Source organism: Streptomyces sp. NPDC002206 (genome assembly GCF_053593595.1).
In genome coordinates, this window is sequence record NZ_JBSFCW010000002.1 from 175,811 (window position 1) to 197,102 (window position 21,292).

The following is a 21,292-nucleotide window of genomic DNA, read 5'->3' on the forward strand; positions in this document are numbered from 1 at the left end:
TGCCGGAGCCGTACCCGTGATCGGCTACCACCCTCCGACCTGGCAAGGACGGTGGCTGTGACGAGACGGTCACCGCATGAAACTGGCCGACACCGCCCCCGAACGCTCCGTCTCCGCCAAGCAGTTCACCGTCCGCCTCAGCAGCACCAGACGCGGTGCTCGACTCGCCCGCCGCCTCACCGCCGAGCGGCTCGCCGCCTGGGGAATCCCGTACGACTCGGAGGCCTCGCACGCCGCCGTGGCCGTCACGGCGGAGCTGGCGGCGAACGCGATCACGCACGGCCGGCTGCCCGGCCGGGACTTCCTGCTGTTGCTGGCACGACTCCCGGGCGGCATCCGTATCGAGGTCGCGGACACCCGCCCGGAACGCCTCCCGAAGGCGGCAGCCACGCCCACCGACCCCGACGCGCCGGAAGCGGAGACGGGCCGGGGCCTGCTCCTCGTCGCCGCGTACGCCGACAACTGGGGCTGCCAGACGCGAGACGCCCACACGAAAACCGTGTGGGCGGAGATCACGCACCCGTCGTGAGCCGGACGGGTTGGCCGGGACTGTGTGATCAGGAGACAAACGCCCTCAGCAGCGCGGCGAAGGCGGTCAACTCCTCGATCATCTGCGTCGGGAGCGGCTTCTCGTCGAAGTGGGCGATCCGGTTACGGATGTCCTTTACCCGCTTCAGGCGGCCGATGAACTGCTCCCGGGGCATGTTCGGCCACTTCAGGGCCTCCCAGTTGAGATCGGCGCGCTCGGCCAACGACTGCTTCGTCTGGTCGCCGTCCAGGAGCCTCAGGTAGTCGCCGAACATCAGGTCTGACACCTGGCCGGTGCGGTGTTCGGGCTTCTTGTTCGTCTGGACGGCTTTGACGGACTCCTCGTCCAGAGCCGCGCCCAGACAGCGGCGCAGCAGGGATTCGATCTCCCCGACGATGAAGAAGGGCCGCGCCGACCCCTCGAAGCGCTCCGTGACGTCCGCGGCGGTGACGATGCCCGACAGGCAGCCGTCGTCGCCGCGCACGAGCAGGTAACCGTGCTCCTTGACCACCGAGAGGGCCGCGAAGAGCTCCTGTCGCGCGTCCGCGACCGGCAGGGAGTCCTTCTCCATGGCGTTCTCCAGCGAGGCGGCCTTGCCAGCCTCGTACATCCTGGCCACCGAACCCCAGGTGACCACGCCGTGGATCTGCGCCATACCGGTGGTCACCGGCACCTGGGAGAAACTCTCGGTACGCATCAGGAAGGTAGCGTGTGCCAGGGAGTTGCCAAGGGTGACGCCGCGCACGCCCCGCTTGGCCGATGAAATGTCACCGAGCAGCAGCCGCTGGGGGAGTGAGGGGAGGGCCCCGTCCGCCTCCTCCCCGGCGTCGCTCTCGACAGGCCCGGCCTGCGCGGGGACGGAGGCGATGGGGACCACGTCGACACTGCTGCGCAGTCCGCAGACCGCGAAGTCCGGCAGCGTCGTCAGCCCCGAGTCCGCCAGTGCCTGTGAGATCAGGTGCACCGTGCGGTGGTCGCGGACCCGTACCTGGAACAGGTCGAGGATTCCCTGCACGGGCACGGTGCTGCCCTTGAGCGCTGCGAGATCCTTCTCGCTGGGCGTGGTGGTCATCGCGCTTCGCCCTCCGAGGGGTCACGGAGCATGGTGCGCTTGCCCATGGCGGACTGCACCAGGTCCTGCAACTGCCGGGAACGGTCGGTGTAGAAGCGCTTGTAGTCGCTCTCGCGCAGCGACTCCGGATCGATCAGGTGGGTGGCGACCACGTCGTCAAACCACTCGGGGCGCATGTCGGAGGCGGCGATCAGGGTGGAGATGTAGGACGAGGGCGCTCCCAACATGTCCATCGTGGCACGGTAGGACAGCGGGGTCTTGTTCACGATCGAGTTCGTCGGCAGACCCTGGCTGTTGCCCCGGCGGAACCAGGCCTTGGGGAAGATCTGCCGGACGTCCACGCTGTACTCGTCGAGCCGGCCTGGGCTGAGTGGGGCGTCCGTGTAGTGCCAGTCGACTGCACCCTGCTTGATCAGCAGTGCGTAGATTCCCTTGTAGGCAGCGCTGTTGCGGGTGGTGAGGCTGTCGAGCCGCTCGGCGAAGAAGAAGGCCTCCGCGACCGTGTCGGGAGAGCGGTCCTCCCGCCGGATCCAGTCGACGAGCTGCTCGACGTCCCGGGTGAAGCGCGTCTCGGTCGAGCCGCCGTACATCTCACCCAGTACCCCGCACCAGTACCACTGCTCGATCTTCTCCTCCGGGCCCAGGCCCTCCGTTTCGTCGCCGAGAATGGCGCGGGCGGCCGCGAGCGGGACGAGCTGCGTTTTGTACGGAAGGTCGTTGTGCCGGACGATGCACTGCCGCTCCAGGAAATCGCCCACCCAGGCGAAGGCTTCGGCCAGTTCGGGCGCCAGGCGGACGAAGTCCGCCAGCGGGAGGTCCAGCAGGTCGCGCCGCTTGCAGGACACCGCAGCCCCGACGCCCGCTTTCTTGCGCTCCCAGGTGCGTACCAGCGCGATGGCCTGAAGGAAGTCGATGCTGCTCAGGCCGTTCTCCAGGCCGCTGTCCAGCCGGCCGAAGACCGGGTACTTCGACGCCAGCGACTGCTTGATCTCCCGCCACACCTCGGGAAGCTGGTAGTAGTCGCCGGTCCGTTCCACGTACTCGGGCTCGCCGGCGTAGGTGGCGGTGAGCAGCTCGAAGACGTTCAGGGGCACGCCGCCCGTGTTGACGCGCTCGAACACCGCGCAGACGGCGTCCATGGAGGTGGAGGCGCCCAGCCGGATCATCGGGACCTGGAAGGCGCGGGCCTGCTGGAGGACCAGGTCGTCGAACTGGCCCCAGCGGTCCCAGTTCCGTTCCTCGTCCGCCTTGATGTAGCCCTTCTTCCACTGGTTGACGCGCTGGGCGTCGAAGACGAGGTGCAGCGGGAAGAGCCCCGCCGTGCACTCGGCCTCCTGAGTCCTCAGGTCCAGTACCACCGTGCGGTTGAAGTCGGTGCGGAGGACCTTGTCCGCCGGGACGGACAGGATCGCCTCGTCGCGGTCGGCGGACGGTCCGACGGCCTTCTCGATGTCGACGTAGTACCAGCGCTCGATGGGCTTGCCGCGGGAGTCGGACGTCTCCACCGGGGCGTCCAACCACAGTGCCTGGAAGAGGGAGGTGAGGCGCTGCTGTCCGTCCAGCAGCAGGAGGTCTGCCTTCGGATCGCCCTCGGGGCGGGCCCCGGTGAGTGTGCGGGAGCGGAAGCGGGTGGCACCGCCTGTCTGCAGCGTCATCACCACGCCGAGCGGGTAGTCCAGCGTCACTGTCGCGATGATGGCCCTGATCCGGTCGTCGTCCCACTTCCAGTTCCTTTGGAAGTCGGGCAGTTGTAACGCCCCGGACGCGACATCCGCGAGTACGTCCTTGAGCTTCACGTTGTCCAGTGCCGCCATGTGTCTCTCTTCTCACCCGCCGGGTGTACGCAGAGTGATTCCAGCAGTGATCTCCGGTTACCGTCAACAGGTTCGCCGAAGAACGAGATCACCGAGAGCAACATCCAGCTGAGGTTGCAGGCCCACGGCTTCAAAAGAGAGCGACAACAGGTTCGCCGCAGCCTGTGGCGCATGCTGCAGACAGGGGCGGCCCGCTTTCCAGCGGGCTGCCCCTGAAGGCGCTACATGTTGCGCTTCACGTGATTGAGCACGTTCATCCCCGCGCTGAGGACGGCGATGAACGCACCACCGCTGCTCGTGAGAGTCGCCAACGGGCTGACATCGAACGCCATCGTCGTGACGGCAGTGCCGAGAGAGACCACACCGGAGACCAGAGTGACGATGGTGATGTCACGCGCCGGGTGGTGGCACGCCTGATGGGTCGAGTTGGTCGACACCGTTCCTCCACTGACTTGTTGGCTCGCTTGCGGGAAGAGGGCACGACTCACCGAGGCGAGTGGTTCTTCCCAGCGATGCGCGTACGAGCTCTAGGGAGCCCGCAACCAGCAGGTTGCTGATAGGCATGCGCATGAAGAGCGAGTCATGAGTCCCCCAGGAACGCGGTGTCGGTCTGCGGAGCCATTGTGCCGCCCCCAGTGTTACTGCGCGGACAGTCCAAGAGGCATGGCCGAATATCACCGCTGAGTTGTCCGACTGCGACCTTCGCCTGAGCGGTACTCAGACGCAAGGTGGCAGTTTCTGGCGCGGGCAGCGTCGGCCAGCTCCACCCGCTTTGCCGCGTCGTCCGAGTGGACATACTCCCGGCGTATGTGGCCATACCGCTGCGCGCTGCGCCCAAGTTCGTAGAGCATGCGGATGAGTGCATGGTGGCCGGTCTTTCTCGAAGGAAATGTTGCTTCTCAGCAACCCGCAGGTGGTCGGTGCAGTCGACTTCGGACGTCGCCCCCGCACTGCGGCTTCACCCACGTGTCGGCTGGTAGGCATCGTGGACCCGCGAGCACAGTCGAATGGAGAACCTCAATGAGCACTTACGCCGACCCGCTCGTCGACCGTGCAACCCCGATGAGCGCGTACGAGGGGCAGGTATGGGACACGCTCAACGAGCACTGGCAGCGCCGCAACAACCGCCGTGGTCTGCCGAACTGGGCGAGCGCCGCCCTCGGTCGCACCGGTGAGGTCGCGGGAAACGCCGTGAGACGGGCTACGGACGCTGTGCCAGAGGCGGTCGCGGAACCGATCCGTCGCGCAGGCGACGCGGTCGCCGACAAGGCCATGCGACCGGCGCTCGGCGCCGCGGCCGCGTTGCTCGAGTTGGTCAACGACTGGGCCATGGAGCTCAACGACCCGAAGAACGTCGAGAAGCTCGCCCGCAAGCAAGGTTTCGCACTCAACAGTTTCACCGAACTACGGCAGCAGGACCTCAAGGTCTGCGACCGGCTGCTGTCCCGCAACACCCTCAGGTGGCGCACCGCCGGCGCGTTCGAAGGTGGCGCCATGGGCCTGCTGGCCATGGTCCCCGTCGCCGGTATCCCCGTCGCGATGACAGCGGACATCCTCGTCATCCAGGTCCTGAGCACGTCGATCGCATCGCGCATCGCATATTCCTACGGCTACGACGCCAAAGACCCCAATGAGCAGATCTTCATCCAACGCCTGGTACAACGGTCCTTCATGGCACAGGCGGCCAAAGTCAAGCCGTTGCATGAGGCCGCACGGGCGGCGGATGCGGTCAAGGGACGCATACGGTGGTCGAACAAGCTTCGCCAGGACCACCGCCTCCTGGCCGCTCTTGAAAAGTTGATGCAGCAATTGGGCCCGGCTGGCTCCAGGGTGCCAGTCAAAAACGTCGCCAAGGTCGTGCCGTTCGTGGGCGTCCTCATCGGTGCCGGCATGAATTCCGCGGTCCTCGGCAGGGTGGCCGCCGACGCCCAGCGGTACTGCCAGACCCGATTTCTGTGCGAAAAGTACGGGCTGCCGCTGCCGGCCGCATTGGCGACCGACCGGGACGACGACTCCCAGACCGGCGCCACGTAAGTGATGGCCGCTGGGTTCACGACGCAGCCTCTGCGGGTCCCCCTTGCAGGCGAGCACCCGCGCCTCGTGAGGTCGTGCTTCGCCGTCCCGGAGGTCGACAGGTACCCGCTTGTGGGGGCGCCCTGCGGCAGGAATCCCTCGGGGGTGTGCTTGTAGACGCTTCTCGCACTGCTTGGCAGCCCGACACGGCTGCGACGTCGACCTGCACGTGATCGTTTCGAACGATGAGGGTGGCGGCGTGTACAGTGACGCACTCGAACTCATATGCCCGCAAAGCGGACATCGCGATCCCTCGCCGAGGTCCTGGTGCACAGGGAGATGGAACACTGGCCCCCGTGAGTACCACCGGATCAAGGCGCCCCGCCCAGGTCAGCGCCGCCCGCCGCCGTACGGTCATCGATGCGCTGCGCCGCGGGGCCGTGCCTGAGAGCGGCCTCGACCTGCTCGCCACCGGACTCGACCGTTTTGAGACGGCTCTGGACGCGGAGCTGGACGCCGTGGCGTCCGGGGGGTCCGTGTTCAAGGCGGTGCGCGGTGAGTACGGGTCCGGCAAGACGTTCTTCACCCGGTGGCTGGGGGAGCGGGCCAAGCGGCGCAACTTCGCCGTGGCCGAGATCCAGATCTCGGAGACCGAGACCCCGCTGCACAAGCTGGAGACCGTCTACCGGCGGCTCACCGAACGGCTCACCACGCCCAGCTTCCCGCCCAGCGCGCTGCGGCCGGTCGTGGACGCCTGGTTCTACGCGTTGGAGGAGGACTCCCTCGCCGCCGGCGCGACCGAGGAGGAGCTGCCAGGAGAGGTCGAGAAGCTCCTCGTCGCCCGGCTCGCCGAGGTGTCCCGGCACGCGCCGTCCTTCGCCACCGCGCTGCGCGGCTACCGGACGGCGCTCGCCGAGGGAGACGAGGCAACCGCGGCCGCCGTGCTCGCCTGGCTGGGCGGCCAGCCGCACGTGGCCGCCGCCGCACGCCGGTCCGCCGGTGTACGCGGTGACCTCGACCACTTCGGCGCGCTCGGCTTCCTGCAGGGCCTGCTCACCGTGCTCCGCGACTCCGGGCACACCGGCCTCTTCGTCGTCCTCGACGAGGTGGAGACCCTGCAGCGGGTCCGGTCCGACGCGCGCGACAAGGCGCTCAACGCGCTGCGGCAGCTCATCGACGAGGTCCACTCAGGGCGCTTCCCCGGCCTGTACCTGGTAATCACCGGCACGCCGGCCTTCTACGACGGTCAGCAGGGCGTGCAGCGCCTCGCCCCGCTCGCCCAGCGGCTCGCCACCGACTTCACCACCGACCCGCGCTTCGACAACCCCCGCGCCGTGCAGATCCGGCTGCCCGGCTTCAGTCAGGAGTCCCTGGTCGGCCTCGGCGTCACCATCCGTGACCTGTACGCGGACGCCGCCGAGGCGCCCGAACGCGTGAAGACGGTCGTCGACGACTCCTACGTCGCCGACCTCGCGCGGGCCGTCGGCGGGGCGCTGGGCGGGAAAGTCGGTGTGGCACCCCGGCTGTTCCTGAAGAAGCTCGTGGGTGATGTCCTGGACCGGGTGGACCAGTTCGACGACTTCGATCCCCGGCAGCACTACCGGCTGACGGTCGCGAGCAGCGAACTCACCGACGTCGAGAGGAACCTGGCCGCCTCGGTCTCCGGCGGACCTGCCTCGGCCGACGACTTCGACCTGGAGCTGTGATGGCGGAGGACGGCGCCCCGGTCGGCGACACCGCGAACGGCGACGGTCCGGCCGACATACTGGACCGGCTCGACCCCGTCGTCCTGCACCACATCGTCAACACCCTCGGCTGGCCCGACCTGCGTCCTCTCCAGCGGGCGGCGATCACGCCCCTCATGGGCGGCGAGGACGCCGTACTGCTCGCGCCCACGGCGGGCGGCAAGACCGAGGCGGCCTGCTTCCCCCTGCTGTCGGCCATGACCGAGCAGAAGTGGACCGGCACCTCGGTGCTGTACCTGTGCCCGCTCAAGGCGCTGCTCAACAACCTCGTCGGCCGCGTCGACACGTATGCCCAGTGGCTGGGCCGCCGTGCCGCGCTCTGGCACGGCGACACCAAGGAGTCCCAGCGGCAGCGCATCCGCACCGAGGCGCCGGACATCCTGCTCACCACGCCCGAGTCGCTCGAGGCGATGCTGATCGGCGTCAAGACGGATCACGCCCGGCTGCTGGGCGGCGTACGGACCGTCGTCGTCGACGAGGTGCACGCCTTCGCGGGCGACGACCGGGGCTGGCACCTGCTCGCCGTACTCGAACGACTGGAGCGGGTCACCGGCCGCCCTATCCAGCGGATCGGACTCTCGGCAACCGTCGGCAACCCCGACCAGTTGCTGCACTGGTTGCAGGGCGCAGGCGCCGGAAGTCGTACCGGACAGGTCGTCGCCCCCGGAGTACAACTGCCGCCCGCGCCCACCGTAGCTGGGCACGACGGGCAGGCTCCGACCGACCAACTCCCCAGGCCTGCAGGCGAGGTGGAGCTCGACTACGTGGGTTCCCTGGACAACGCCGCCAAACTCATCGAGGCTTTGCACCGGGGAGAGAAACGGCTCGTCTTCTGCGACTCGCGGGCCCAGGTCGAGCAACTGGGGGCCGCGCTCCGGGCCCGCGAGGTGACCGTCTTCCTGTCGCACGCCTCCCTATCCGTCGACGAACGTACCCGCTCCGAGCAGGCCTTCGCCGAGGCCCGCGACTGCGTCATCGTCTCCACCTCCACCCTCGAACTCGGCATCGACGTCGGTGACCTGGACCGCGTCATCCAGATCGACTCACCGGCCTCCGTCGCCTCGTTCCTGCAACGCATCGGCCGCACCGGCCGACGTTCCGGCACCGTGCGCAACTGCCTGTTCCTCACTACCCGCAAGGACACACTGCTGCAGGCGGCAGGACTCCTGCTGCTGTGGTCGCGCGGCTGGGTCGAACCGGTCCTCCCCCCGCCCGAGCCGCGCCACCTCGTCGCCCAGCAACTCCTCGCCGTCACCCTTCAACAGCACAAGCTCGGCGACCAGTTGTGGGACCGGCAGTGGAACGGGCTCGCCCCCTTCGACCGTTCCGCCTCCCCCATCCTGCGCCACCTCACCGAAGAGGGCTTCCTCGACGACGACGGCGGCCTGCTGTTCGTCGGGCCCGAGGCCGAACGTCGCTTCGGCAGGCGGCACTTCATCGAGCTCACCGCGTCCTTCACCGCGCCGCCCCAGTTCACCGTGCTGTCCGGACGCACGGAGATCGGCCGCACCGACCCGAGTGTTCTCACCGAGGAACGCCCGGGGCCCCGGCGCCTGCTGCTCGGCGGACGCAGCTGGCAGGTCACCTACATCGACTGGCTGCGCAAACGGGTCTTCGTCGAACCCGCCGACGGCGGCGGCATCGCCAAGTGGATGAACGGCGGCATCGCTGGACTGTCCTACGCCCTCACACGCGCCATGCGGGAGGTGCTGCTCGGTGCGGACCCGCCCGTGTCGCTCACTCGCCGCGCCGAGGCGTGCCTGGCCGAACAGCGCGAGAGCGACGCCCCCGACACCGTGCACCCGGGCGGCACACTGATCACGCGCGTCGGCAGCGACGTGCGCTGGTGGACCTGGGCCGGCTACCGCGCCAATGCCACCCTCGGGGCAACTCTGCAGTCGGTCACGGACCCTCTGCAACGCCCCACCGACTGCTGGATGCGCCTGCGCGAAGACCTCACCCCGGCCGACTGGCGTGCGGCTCGCGAGAGCGTCGGCGAGAGGCTGGTCCTACCCGATGTGGACCACCGGGCCGTACGCGGCCTGAAGTTCTCCGCCGCCCTCCCGGAACGCCTCGCAGTCGCCACGGTCGCGGCCCGTCTGGCCGACTTCGAGAGCGCCCGCGTGGTGCTGGGTGAAGCGGTGCGCTTCCAGCACGGCACCTGACCAGTCCGCTTCCAGAGGCGGTCGTCTCGGAGCCGGTGTGGGTGACAGCTGCCGTTCGCGCCTTGGTCGGACACCGTGCTGCGGCACCTCGGTGTCGATGACGTCACCCTGCGCGCCGCCCGTACCGTCACCAGCAAGGTCCAGCTGGAGGTGTTCGGCTCGCTGATGCCGGAGGACCAGTTCGAGGTGCTATGGCTGCTCGCCGACGGTCTCGACCCCGACGACATCTACCGCGAGTTGATCGCCGTACGGCAGAAAGGAGCCAGCCGACGCCACCGCCGCGGACGACCTGGCCGCCGCCGTCACCCGCGCCAGAAGCCGGATCGCCTTCGTCACCGGGGACGACGAACTCGCCGGCATCCTGGCCAAGCCCTTCGCGGCCTGGCGTATCTTCCTGCATCCCACACAGCGGCGCATCGCCTATCGGCCCGCATACGCCGGACCGGCCCAGATCACCGGCGGACCGGGCACCGGCAAGACCGTCGTGGCCCTGCACCGGGTCAAGCACCTGCTGCACCGCGCCCCGGACACGTGTGTTCTCCTCACCACCTACACCGGCGCCCTGGCCCGCTCCCTGCACAGCAGCCTCGCCCCGCTGCTGACCACGACGAAGGCCTGCTGGCCCGCGTCGACGTCAGGACCGTGGACGCGGTCGCCCATCGCACCGTACGGCAGCTGCGCGGCAACCCCGGCAGCGCGCTCGGAGACAAGGACGAGCGCGCCCGCTGGCAGCGCCTGTTCCGCCGTCTCGACCTGCCCTGGAATGAGGCGTTCCTGTTGCACGAGTACCGGCACTTGGTGCTCGCCCAGAACCTGCGGAGCGAGGAGGAGGACCTCGTGTGCGAGCGGCGCGGACGGGACAGCGCGCTCGGGCAGGCCCAGCGGCGGCGGGGCTGGCAGGCCATCAGCCTGTTCAAGGACGACCCGGCACGCACCCGCACGCACACCTGGCTTCAGGTGTGCACCGAGGCGGCCGGCTGCTGCGGGTCAAGCCCGGCACGGGACCGTCGTACGACCACGTCGTCGTCGACGAGGCACAGGACCTGCACCCGGCGCAGTGGCGGCTGCTGCGCGCGCTGGGCCCGGAAGGTCCCGACGACCTGTTCGTCACCGGCGACCCGCACCAGCGGATCTGCGACGCCCAGGTCTTCCTGCGCTCGCATCGCCGTCGCGGGCCGCAGCGGACGGCTGCGCGTCGACTACCGCTCCACCGAGGAGATCCTGCGCTGGGCCCGCTCACTGCTCGACAGCGAACCGGTCGCCGACCTGACCGGCGACGGCCACGACACCCTCACCGGCTACCGCTCCCTGCAGCACGGCGCCAGCCCGTGTGCGAGGGCCACTGCTCGGAGAACGAGGAGGCCCACGCCGTCGTCCGGCAGGTGCGCGGCTGGATGGACGCCGGAGTCGCCCCCTCGGACATCGCGGTCTGCGCCCGCTTCAACACCCTGACGGGGAATCTCGCCGATCGGATCGCCGCGGCCGGCGTCCCCGTGGTCCGCGTACGGGACGGCGAACCGGACGGCGCGGTCGGGGTGCGGGTGTCGACCCTGCACAGCATGAAGGGACTGGAGTGCCGGTGCGTGGCCGTCGCCGGTGCCACGGCGAAGGCCTTCCCCTTCCCTCCGGCCGTCACCCCGGCCGACGTGGACGGCATCCAGCACGCCACTGGCCTCACGGCCGAACGCTGCCTGCTGTTCGTCGCCTGCACCCGGGCCCCGGAAGCGCTGTATGTGTCGTACGGTCGGCGGCCCAGTGCGTTCCTCGACGGGGCGAGCTGACACCGCGAAGCAACGGCTCCGCCTCAGCTCTTCGCGCTGCCGGTCTTGCCACCGCGGCCGATGTGCTCTCGGGGCGCGGTGGTGAGCTGGTGGCCGTCGTGGATGACCCGGAGCAGTTCCTCCTCCAAAAGCACCACGACTGTCCCCCCTCGCAGACCGGCGCCGACGCTGATCGCCCGGCCCTCGACCGTGATGTGCCCGGAGGAGTCCACGCGGTGTCGCTCGCTTCCGGTCTTGCCACCGCGGCCGATGTGCTCTCGGGGCGCGGTGGTGAGCTGGTGGCCGTCGTGGATGACCCGGAGCAGTTCCTCCTCCAAAAGCACCACGACTGTCCCCCCTCGCAGACCGGCGCCGACGCTGATCGCCCGGCCCTCGACCATGATGTGCCCGGAGGAGTCCACGCGGTGTCGCTCCCTGGTGAACGCTGCGGGGACGGTGAACTCGCAAGAGGCTGCGGCATCGGGAGGGGCAGTGGACTTCGACGCTGTGGGCACGACCTTCGCCCCTGCGGGGCGAGGGCGGACGCGGCGAGGCTCGGCCGGACGACTCGGGAGAACGGAGCCGGACATCTTGTAGGCGACGACCAGGTCGCGCAGCACCTCGGCGGCCAGCTTCTCGATCTGACGCACTCGTTCCCGGGTGACCCCGAGTTGTCGGCCGATGGCATCAAGGGTCAGGCCGGGGCCACCATCGTCCAGACCATGGCGCAGTATGAGCACTCGGGCCTCGCGCGTGGACAGGTGGTCCAGCAGGCGACCCACCTCGTCCGGTCCCAAGCCCATGTAGTCCGGTTCGTCGTCGAGGCTCTCCGGCCGCTGCGCCGTGCGGTCGAACTCCTCGTGCAGTGCGTCGTCGCCGATCGCTTCGGCCAGTTTTTCCAGCGGGAGTGTGGTGCGCACTCGCGACAGCAGGGCGCGTGCCTCGTCCACCGGTGTCCCCACGCGGGCGGCGACTGCGAGCAGGTCGTCGTGGGGCGAGTGCAGCGCCAGATTGCCGGCGGCTCGCCAGAGTGCGGTCACGGTGTCGTGGGCGTGGACCGGGAGCCGGATCGTACGGCTCTGATCGGCTATCGCGCGTGTGATCGCCTGGCGGATCCACTGAACTGCGTACGTCGAGAACTTGAAGCCCTTGCGATGGTCGAACATCTCGATCGCGTGCACCATGCCGGCGTTGCCCTCCTGGATCAGGTCCATGAGGTCCAGCCCGCGCCCGGTGTATCTGACGGCGACGCTCACCACCAACCGTAGGTTCGAGTGGGCGAACTCCGTGAAGGCGTGTTCGCCGAGCAGGGCTACCTGTTCAAGCTCGCGGCGGAGCTTGGGGGCGGTCTTTCGGTCGGCGTCGTCCAGCTTCTCGCGAGCCAGCAGTCCCGCCTCGATGGCCTGGGCCAGTTCCGCCTCCTGCTGCCGGGAGAGCAGCGGGTACCTGCCGATCACCTTGCGGTAGTACTTCAGGGAGTCGAACACGGGCCCGGCTGCGGAGGACTCCTCGAAAGCCGCGTCAGCAGCATCGGAGGCAGTGCTCGCCGGGGGCTTCGGCACCGATGCGGACGGGGGCGAGGCCGGGCGCAGCGTACGTATTGTCAGCGCGGTCAGGTCCAGTCGGCTGTCCGGGCCCACCTCGATGGTGAAGCGCGGGCCGGGCGCTTTCTGGGTCGGTATGGCGGGGAGTTGGGTGGTGACGGGCGCCTCGTTCGGAGTCCGTGCGGGCGTAGGACGGTCAGGATTGGACGACGCCACAGGGGCGCCGGTCGGCACGCCGAACGAGGCTGCCACGTTGGGGGGGAGCGTGACGCCCTCCCGCACGACCCGGCTGAGCGCTTCGACGAGCACGGCCTTGTCCACGCCGACCAGTAGGCGTCGCAAGGCCACCAGAGTCAGCCTGCGCTCCGGACCTGCCGCCGCCAGAAGGTCCGTGTGCAATGCGGCCGGCGTTCCGGCCTCGACATCCGTTGTCATCGACGTGCCCCCCATGTGCTGAACAGCAGTGCAACCAGCCCGCTCGTATTCGACCACCTGCCACTGACAACGCGTCACGCCCGCTGGCTGCATCCCCTTTAGTCTGCGGAGTCCCTGTGGTCCCGGCGTGAAGGAATGGTAAAAAGGTAAACATCAGCCGGTCTGTACTGCAAGGAAGTACGGTCCGGACGGGGAGGGAAAACATGCTGGTGGATCCCGCGCAGCTGCTGAACGACTGCGAGCGGGCGTGGCGCGAGGCGGGGGAGCTGACGGAGTCCGTCGTTTGGCGGACCACTCTCGTCACGGAGGCGCTGGTGGCCTACGCGCTGCTTGCCGACCGGTCAGGTATGCCGCAGGACACCGTGTTCGCACGCTGGCCGGCCTGCACGGTTCATGCCGTGGCCCTCGGCGAGCAGGGTGATTCGCCTGGTCTCGTACAACTACTGTCGGAGGCACAGGCGCGGGTCGTCGCGGCCCGCCCCGAACTCGGCCTTCCCGGTGTCGTCCCGACTGCACCGACGACCGACGCGCGTTGGATTGCGGCCGCACAAGAGGCGGCTCGCTCACTGGGCTGGACTTGGCGTCCGTCAACCGCTGCGGATCTGGTGCAGACTCCTCCGCGCGGTCCCGAACCCTGGGCCGCGACAACTCCTCCGGAGCTCCGCCTCGGGCCCGGCGCGGGCAGCGTCCTGCTGACCCTGCCCGGCCGCCGGGACGCGTCCGCCTGGCAACTGGCCGCCGATGGCGAGTCGTTCATCGCGTCGCCGCCGCACTGGGCCCTGCCCGGCCCCGTTCGGCGCATCGAGGCCACCGACCCGGCGGGAACCACCCACGTGTCGGTTGTCGTCGATCCGCACACCGTCCTGCTGGCCTTTGCCGCCGACGGCCACCGGCTCCCCCTGGACGAGCCGCTGCCCGTTGCCGAGATCCACCTGCTGCACGTGGGCACCCTGGATACAGGGGGCGCGCAGGTCGCGGCCGTCGAACTGCCCACCCCGTACGGTTGGAGCGGCTGGACCCTGAGCAAGGTGTCCCTGGCCGGCGTGACGCGCCTCCGTACCTCCCAAGCGGCACCGGACAGCTGGCTGGATGTGGCTGTCGGACGATCGTTCGGCTGGGAAGGCGGCGCGACGCTGCCATGGCTCACCGGTGAGGACGGAGCACCGGTGTGGTACCGCCCGCCCAAGCTCCGGCTGCGACGCCGGCCGGGTGAACCGGAGCCAGGGCACTGGCAGGTCGAGGTGCGCCGTCCCGGCCACGAGGAAACCCTTGCCTGCCTCACCGGTGCCCCCGGCGCCCTTCTCGACCCCTGGCAGAACGTGCCCGGCCCGCTTCTCGGCACGTACGAGCTCCTCGTCCACCGCCCTGGCCGACAGCGGGGCCGGCGCCGGCTCACCGCCTTCCTCGCCCAGGGTGTCGAGGCCACGCCCTCTGCCGCATGGCGCCTGCTCGCCCCGCACGGCGGACTCGCGCCCGCGCGGCTCGACCTCCGCACCGGCCGACCGGTCACCGCTTCCGAAGGCACGGTCCGGTTCGCCCCGTACGAGATCGCCAAAGAGCTCGTACTTAGCGACGGAACAAGCGCGTTCCAGGTCCAGGCGCTCGTCCCGCACTCCGAAGTCCGCCTGGAGCTCGACGGCCGGCCCCTCTCCTGGTCCGTCCGGCCGCTCGACATCGACGCGGCCGACCTGGCGAGGGACGGCGCCCTGACCGTGCGCCTGCCGGAACAGGCGGTGGCCGTGACCCCCGAATTGGCGCTGGTCGTCGAGGGCGCGACCCTGCACACCCTGCGGCCGGAACGCCGCATACGGACCCGCAAGGGCGATCTGCGCTATGCCCTGGCCGCGTTGACGGACACCGTCCGCGATTGTGCCAAGGCCGAGATACGGCTGCTGGTCGCGGGGCAGAGCATCCATGTCGGAACCGTCCGCACGCAGCCCATCGCGGAAGACGTCGTACCGGACGGCACCGGACTGCTACTGCGAGGGCTGCGTCACCCCGGGGAACTGACCGCCCAGCTCCACACGGTCCTCGCCCCGTGGCAGCAGCCGCTGACCGCGCCCGTGGACGACAGCGGTCGTATCCTGCTGCCCGCCGCCTGGCGGTCGGCCGGCCCGCTCGTCGTGACCCTGCGCGCGGGAACCCCCATGTCCGGCACCCCATCCTCCTGGCCCCGCCTGCGTGACCGCGACACCCTGGTGCTGCGCCGCTCCCCCTGGACATCCACGGTTGTCGAGGCCACTGCCGCGGCCAGGACCACGGAGTACCTGGGAGGCGGCGGAACGCTGCCCCGAGGCACCGAGGCCATCCCCTACCAGTGGATCGTGGCTGCCCGCGGCCGGGACCTGCAGGCGTGCGGAGCAAGGGAGGCCGCACCGGCCGAGTGCCTGCACGCCCTGGGGGACGCTGGACCCGATGCCCTCGTGGGAGCGGCCGACTCCGCTCTGCGCTCCGGCGAGCTCGCCGCCGTGCTGGTGGGCAGCGGCCTGGCCGCCCTGCGCATCCGGGAGGTCACCGACCCGGCCGCCGTACGCCCCGTCTGGAGGCGGGCTCCGCTGTGCGCACTGCTGCTCACGGCACCACTGCTGCCGTACCTGTCCGACGACCCAGCTTACGAAATCGACGAGTTGTACCCGGAGGAAGCGGAACTCCTCCACGAGGTGGGGCAGTTCCTGGGTGATGCCGGTCCGGCACTCCTGGTCGGCCACGAGGACCCGAGCCGCAGCGTCGGCCGGTTCGACGCCCATGCCCGGGTCCTGAATGAACTCCCCGAGATTCAGCAGCAGGCCGTGTGGCGCACTGCACGGGTGGTACCGCGCGGCCTCCTGGACACCGACGCCCGGGCCGAAGCCGCTTGGCAGGCGTTCCGCGACCGGCGCACCCTCCAGTACTACGCCGTGCGGGAGGAATGTGGCGACTGGCTGGACGCGGTCGCGATCTTCCTCGACGACGGACACCATCTCCTGGCGCGGGCGTTCCGCGACCGCGGACCCGGCCCGTTGCATGGCCCCGAAGAGGCCTGGATGCGGGTGCCCCAGTTCTCCCTCGGGTGTGCGCTGATCGCACGGCTGGCCGCTGCGGGAGACGCGCGGGCCGCCAAACTGGAGCGGGGATTGCGGCCGTTGTGGACGTCCGTCGCCGCCCACGCGCCCGACCTCACCGCCGTCGACCTCGCCCTCGCGGAATGCCTGGTCACCGCCGAGGCCGTGCAGGCCACCGGCTGAGCCCGGCCGGAGCTGCCGTCCTGGCCGACGCGGACCAAGCCGCATTGGCCTTCGGCCGTCGTTCCACACCGCCACACCCGCCCAGCCCGCCGCCGACCCGGAGTCAGCCCGTGCACAGCCTTGACCCGCTCGCCACGTCCGCACTGATCAGCGACACCTACCGCCGCTATCTGCGCTCCCTGCTGCCCCTGCGTGAACCCCGGCTGGCCGAGGCCCTCGCCCACGCCATCGACACCAGCCCGCTGCTCACCAAGGGCCCTCTGCTGGAAGCCACTCCCGCCTACGCGCCGGGCGCCACCCTGAACGAGCTCATCGGCGAGGGCGTACTGGACCCCGCGTTCCGGCACCTGACGGGCCCCGCCCTGCCCGCCGACCGTCCCCTGTACCGGCACCAGGAGCAGGCACTGCGCAAGGCCGCAGCCGGACGCAACCTGGTCGTCGCCACCGGCACGGGCTCGGGCAAGACGGAAAGCTTCTTGCTGCCCATCCTCAACGCGCTCGCCGCCGAACACGCCCGCGGCACCCTCGGCCCCGGCATCCGCGCCCTGCTGCTATACCCCATGAACGCGCTGGCCAACGACCAGATGAAGCGCCTGCGCCGGCTGCTCGCCGAGGCGCCCCACATCACCTTCGGCCGCTACACCGGCGACACCAAGGACGACCCGCGCCGAGCCGCCGACACCTTCGAACAGCTCAACCCCGGCGAACCACGCCTGCCCAACGAACTGCTCAGCCGCCGCGAGATGCGCGCCACGCCGCCCCACATCCTGCTCACTAACTACGCCATGCTGGAATACCTGCTGCTCCGCCCCCAGGACATGGACCTCTTCGAAGGGGATCACGCGGGCGGCTGGAAGTTCATCGTCGTCGACGAGGCCCACGTCTACGACGGAGCACGCGGCGCTGAACTGGCCATGCTGCTGCGCCGGCTGAAGGACCGGGTGAGCCAAGGACGCGACATCCAGGCCATCGCCACCAGCGCCACCGTCGGCGCGGAGGAGAACCCGGCCGCCGTCACCGCCTTCGCCCAGGCCCTCTTCGACGTCCCCTTCGACTGGGACGCCGACGACCTGGCCGGACAGGACCTCGTCACGGCGACCCGGGTGGGCACACCCGACGGCCCGCACTGGGGGCCACTGCCGACCACCGAGTACCTGCGCCTGGCCGCCACGGCCGACCCCGGCCCCGAGATCGTATCGGCCGCGCGCATGCACGGACTGGCCGCCACCACCCCGGCGACGGCCCTCGCCGCCGAAGCCGGAACCGCCGCCCTGCGCCGAGCCCTCGCCGAAGGGCCCCGGCCCGTGAGCGAGATCGCGCACACCGTCTTCCCGGACGACCCGGTGGGACCGGCCGCCGTCACCGCGCTCATCCAGCTCGCCAGTCAGCTGACCGACACCGACGGCGCCCCTGTGCTCTCCGCCCGCTACCACCTCTTCGCGCGCGCCACCGAAGGTGCCTTCACCTGCCTCGACCCGGCCGGACCCCACCTCGACCTGGCCCGCCATGAGAGCTGCCCGCACTGCGCACGCCCCTCCTTCGAACTGGGCGCCTGCCGTCGCTGCGGTGCCGTTCACCTGCACGGCAGCCTTGACGGGCCGGGGGGACGACCCCGTCTCGTGCACCGTAAGTCCCCCGACAAACCCCACACCTGGCTGCTCCTGGACGGGGACGACTCGGGCGCGGGCGTCGACGAGGACGACGAAACCCTCGGCGAGAGGGCCAAGGGCGGTCTCAGCGAGCGCCGACTGTGCACCCGCTGCGCGGCCGTGCACCCCGCCGGAACGGCGGCCTGCACGGCGGACGAATGCCAGGGCACCGAACTGCGCCGCGTCCACCAGCTCGACACCCACGAGGGAACCCCCGCTTCCTGCCTTGCCTGCGGCGCCCGCGGCCACGGGATGATACGCCTCTTCGAGACGGGCAACGAGGCCGCGGCCTCGGTCCTCGGCACCGCCCTCTACCAGGCGCTGCCCCCGGCCACCGAAGGCCCCGCCGCCGCGCTGCCCGGTCAGGGCCGCAAACTCCTGTTCTTCAGCGACAGCCGGCAGGCCGCCGCGTACTTCGCCCCCTACCTTGAGGACTCCTACACCCGCATCCAGCACCGGCGCCTGATGACGCAGGCCGCTCTGAAGGGCTGCCCCGACCCCGACGAGCCTCTGCACATCGACGATCTCGTGGCCCACACGGTCCGCGCCGCCGACCGTGCCGGAGTCTTCCGCCGCAACGACTCCAGGCAGGCCAAGCAGCGCGAGGTCGCCCTGTGGGTCATGCAGGAAGTACTCAGCCTCGACGACCGCCAGTCACTCGAAGGCCTCGGCCTGCTCCGTGTCGACCTCGACCGCGAGCCCTTCTGGCAGCCACCCTCCGCCCTGACCTCCCTCGGCCTGACGGACGTCGAAGCCTGGCGGCTGGTGCAGGAACTGGTGCGCACCGTGCGCAACCAGGGCGCCCTCACCATGCCCGAGGACGTGGACGCGGGCGACGAGGCGTTCGCCCCGCGCCGCGGACCCGTCTGGGTCCGCTCCAAGGGGTCCGACGCTGCGCGGAAGGTGATCAGCTGGCTGCCCAGCGCGGCGGGCGTCTCCAACCGCCGCGTCGACTACCTGGAGCGGGTGCTCGACGCACTCGGCCACCCGGGCGACCGGCGGGCCGCCGCGCTGGAGATACTGAGCCGCCTGTGGACCGACCTCACCACCGGGCACCTTGCCGACTGGCTGCGAGGGGAGAGCCAGCCCGGAATCGGCGCGGTCCGTCGGCTCGATCACGCCTGGCTGCGACTGCGGCCCGTCACCGCGGACAGCGAACCGCTCCACGCCTGCGATCGCTGCCGCCGCGTCGTCGCCGTGTCCGTCCGGGGAGTCTGCCCCACACTGCGCTGCACCGGCCGCCTCGAGGAGTACAAGCCCACCAACGAGTCGGACGGCCACCTCCGCCGCCTCTACCTCACCTTCGGCCCCGTCCCGCTGCGAGCCCAGGAACACACCGCGCAGTGGACCGGTGAGAAGGCCGCGGAGATCCAGGGCGAGTTCGTCCGCGGGCAGGTCAACGCCCTGTCCTGTTCCACCACTTTCGAGCTTGGGGTCGACGTCGGCGAGCTGCAGGCCGTCGTGCTGCGCAACATGCCACCCACCACTGCCAACTACGTGCAGCGAGCCGGACGTGCCGGGCGGCGCGCGGACTCCGCCGCCCTCGTTCTCACCTACGCCCAGCGACGCCCCCACGACCTCGCGCGGTATGCGGAACCCCAGCGGATGATCGCCGGGGAGGTCCGGGCCCCGATCGTCCCCGTCGACAACGTCCGGATCGACCGCCGCCACGCCCACTCCATCGCCCTCGCTGCCTTCTTTCGCGCCATGAAGGAGGAACGGGGCCGCATCTGGCGCACGGCGGGCGAGTTCTTCCTGCCCGACGACACCACTGGTGAGGTCGCCGCCCATGCTGTGCGGGACTGGCTGACGCCCGTTTCAGAAAGCGTCACCGCTTCTCTGCGCCGCGTTCTTCCTCGAAATGTCCAGGACGAGATCGGCGTGGAATCGGACGCCTGGGTAGGCGAAATGGACCGTCTCCTACGGGTCGCGCAGCAGATCCTCGCCCAGGACGTCACCGCCTACAGCGAACGCCGTGACCAGGCGGCGGCAACTCGCAAGTACCGGCTGGCGGAGATGTACCAGAAGGTCATCCACACTCTGACGAAACGTGACCTGCTCGGTGTCCTCGCCAACCGCAACGTGCTGCCCAAGTACGGATTCCCCGTGGACACCGTCGAACTGCGCATCCCGCAGGACGGCGGCGCCGTCTCCAGCCAGCTCGAACTCACCCGCGATCTGAGTGCCGCCGTCCATGAGTACGCGCCAGGCGCCGAGATCGTGGCGGGCGGCCGGCTGTGGTCGTCCGCCGGCGTCTACCGCCTGCCCGACCGCGAACTGGTGAGCCGCCACTACACCGTATGCGGCGCTTGCGGGCGCTACGGCGAGGCAACCGAGCCCGTGGATCCCACCTGCACCGCCTGCGGCGCGGTGTCCACCACCGCGCCGCGCCGGTACATCGAGCCCGTCTACGGCTTCGTCGCCGCACGCGGGCCCCAGCGGCGGCCGGGGCAGACCCCGCCGCGCCGGTCCTGGTACGGCGACGTCCACATGTCCACCGACACCGCCGACGTGCGGGACGGGGTGACAGCTTTCACCTCCGGTCACACCACGGCCTGGTCGGCGGGAGCACGGGGCGAGATGGTCGTTGTCTCGGAAGGGCCGGGCGGCGCCGGCTACGAGATCTGCGACTGGTGCGGCTGGGGCCGTCCGCACGCTCGGGCGGGGAACCGGCGGGCGGGCCATCCGCACCTGCTGAAGGACGCCCAATGCACCGGCCCGCTGCGGGTCGTCTCCCTCGCGCACCGCTACCAGACCGACTTCCTCCAGGTTCACCTCGACCCGTTCACTGCCCTCTCCGCACCGCAAGAACGCCTTCGCTCCGGCGTCTACGCCCTGCTGGAAGGCGCCGCCACTCACCTGGAGATCAGCCGAGACGACATCGACGGCACGGTCCACACGGGAACCGACGGGATGCCTTCGCTGCTGCTCTTCGACACCACGCCGGGTGGCGCGGGAAACGTGATCCGGATCGGAGACCGCCTCGAACCGGTTGTCGAGGCCGCGCTTGCCCGTGTGGGCGCTTGCGAGTGCGGCCCGGAGAGCAGCTGCTACGCATGCCTGCGGACATTCCGCAACGAGCGTTTCCATGAGCTGTTGAGTCGCCGTGAGGCCGTCGCGCTACTCGATGCCTTGGCGGGCAGGATCGCTGGCTGATTGGTAGGGAGTGGTTCGCGAAAAGACACGTCATCGGGCAGCCGACCTGCCGCACGGGGTGGTCTCCGTTGAAGCGCCACGACTACTTGAGTAGTTGAAATGTCGGCCGCGCCAGGCGAGTCCGCGGCCCAGGAGTAGGGGAGACCTGGGGAGCCGTAGACCAACGGGTCCGTGCTGGCTCGCCTC

General features: G+C 70.0%; 13 protein-coding genes and 1 pseudogene. 8 read left to right on the top strand and 6 right to left on the bottom strand.

Annotated elements, in window-relative coordinates:
• Nucleotides 1-76: 76 nt before the first annotated feature.
• The gene (locus tag ACWCP8_RS05665) at nucleotides 77-529 is read left to right on the top strand and encodes an ATP-binding protein (protein WP_451114362.1); all 453 of its coding nucleotides are present in this window, start codon (nucleotides 77-79) and stop codon (nucleotides 527-529) included.
• Between the two features lie 28 nt (nucleotides 530-557).
• Here ACWCP8_RS05665 and ACWCP8_RS05670 read toward each other — a convergent pair whose 3' ends face one another.
• The 3 genes from ACWCP8_RS05670 to ACWCP8_RS05680 form a co-directional block, all read right to left on the bottom strand.
• On the bottom strand, nucleotides 558-1,601 hold the full coding sequence (locus ACWCP8_RS05670) for a CBS domain-containing protein (protein WP_451114364.1): 1,044 nt from the start codon (nucleotides 1,599-1,601) through the stop codon (nucleotides 558-560).
• A complete protein-coding gene (locus ACWCP8_RS05675) occupies nucleotides 1,598-3,415 on the bottom strand; it encodes a GmrSD restriction endonuclease domain-containing protein (protein ID WP_451114366.1) in 1,818 nt (605 codons plus the stop codon). The genes ACWCP8_RS05670 and ACWCP8_RS05675 overlap by 4 nt, the downstream gene beginning before the upstream one ends.
• A 221-nt stretch (nucleotides 3,416-3,636) precedes the next feature.
• Entirely contained in the window at nucleotides 3,637-3,852 is a 216-nt protein-coding gene (locus ACWCP8_RS05680) for a hypothetical protein (RefSeq protein WP_451114368.1), read from the bottom strand.
• Nucleotides 3,853-4,477: 625 nt separating this feature from the next.
• On the opposite strand from ACWCP8_RS05680, the gene ACWCP8_RS05685 reads away from it, so the two are divergent.
• The 4 genes and pseudogenes from ACWCP8_RS05685 to ACWCP8_RS05700 form a co-directional block, all read left to right on the top strand.
• Nucleotides 4,478-5,449, top strand: coding sequence for an EcsC family protein (locus ACWCP8_RS05685; protein ID WP_451114370.1), 972 nt, complete (start codon nucleotides 4,478-4,480; stop codon nucleotides 5,447-5,449).
• A gap of 335 nt (nucleotides 5,450-5,784) precedes the next feature.
• On the top strand, nucleotides 5,785-7,134 hold the full coding sequence (gene brxD, locus ACWCP8_RS05690) for a BREX system ATP-binding protein BrxD (RefSeq protein ID WP_451114372.1): 1,350 nt from the start codon (nucleotides 5,785-5,787) through the stop codon (nucleotides 7,132-7,134).
• On the top strand, nucleotides 7,134-9,338 hold the full coding sequence (locus ACWCP8_RS05695; RefSeq protein WP_451114374.1) for a DEAD/DEAH box helicase: 2,205 nt from the start codon (nucleotides 7,134-7,136) through the stop codon (nucleotides 9,336-9,338). Before brxD ends, ACWCP8_RS05695 begins: the two co-directional genes overlap by 1 nt.
• Nucleotides 9,339-9,789: 451 nt before the next feature.
• Nucleotides 9,790-9,882 (top strand): annotated as a pseudogene (locus tag ACWCP8_RS05700) (hypothetical protein); the annotation flags it as partial.
• Between the two features lie 5 nt (nucleotides 9,883-9,887).
• Here the strand turns inward: ACWCP8_RS05700 and ACWCP8_RS05705 are convergent.
• Both ACWCP8_RS05705 and ACWCP8_RS05710 read right to left on the bottom strand, forming a co-directional pair.
• Nucleotides 9,888-10,283 carry a hypothetical protein gene (locus tag ACWCP8_RS05705; RefSeq protein ID WP_451114376.1) on the bottom strand — a complete coding sequence of 132 codons (396 nt, stop codon included), beginning with the start codon at nucleotides 10,281-10,283 and terminating at the stop codon, nucleotides 9,888-9,890.
• An 8-nt stretch (nucleotides 10,284-10,291) separates the two neighbouring features.
• Nucleotides 10,292-10,501 (bottom strand): hypothetical protein, encoded by a 210-nt coding sequence (locus ACWCP8_RS05710; RefSeq protein ID WP_451114923.1) that lies wholly within the window; start codon nucleotides 10,499-10,501, stop codon nucleotides 10,292-10,294.
• Here ACWCP8_RS05710 and ACWCP8_RS05715 point away from each other — a divergent pair.
• Nucleotides 10,403-11,119 (top strand): 3'-5' exonuclease, encoded by a 717-nt coding sequence (locus tag ACWCP8_RS05715; protein ID WP_451114885.1) that lies wholly within the window; start codon nucleotides 10,403-10,405, stop codon nucleotides 11,117-11,119. The two genes, ACWCP8_RS05710 and ACWCP8_RS05715, sit on opposite strands and share 99 nt — an antisense overlap.
• A 23-nt stretch (nucleotides 11,120-11,142) precedes the next feature.
• On the opposite strand, the gene ACWCP8_RS05720 is transcribed toward ACWCP8_RS05715, so the two are convergent.
• Nucleotides 11,143-13,077, bottom strand: a complete 1,935-nt coding sequence (locus ACWCP8_RS05720) for a sigma-70 family RNA polymerase sigma factor (RefSeq protein WP_451114378.1) — start codon at nucleotides 13,075-13,077, stop codon at nucleotides 11,143-11,145.
• A gap of 203 nt (nucleotides 13,078-13,280) precedes the next feature.
• On the opposite strand from ACWCP8_RS05720, the gene ACWCP8_RS05725 reads away from it, so the two are divergent.
• Nucleotides 13,281-16,301, top strand: coding sequence for a hypothetical protein (locus tag ACWCP8_RS05725; protein ID WP_451114380.1), 3,021 nt, complete (start codon nucleotides 13,281-13,283; stop codon nucleotides 16,299-16,301).
• Nucleotides 16,302-16,411: 110 nt separating this feature from the next.
• Nucleotides 16,412-21,106, top strand: a complete 4,695-nt coding sequence (locus ACWCP8_RS05730; protein ID WP_451114382.1) for a DEAD/DEAH box helicase — start codon at nucleotides 16,412-16,414, stop codon at nucleotides 21,104-21,106.
• The last annotated feature ends 186 nt before the right edge of the window (nucleotides 21,107-21,292 follow it).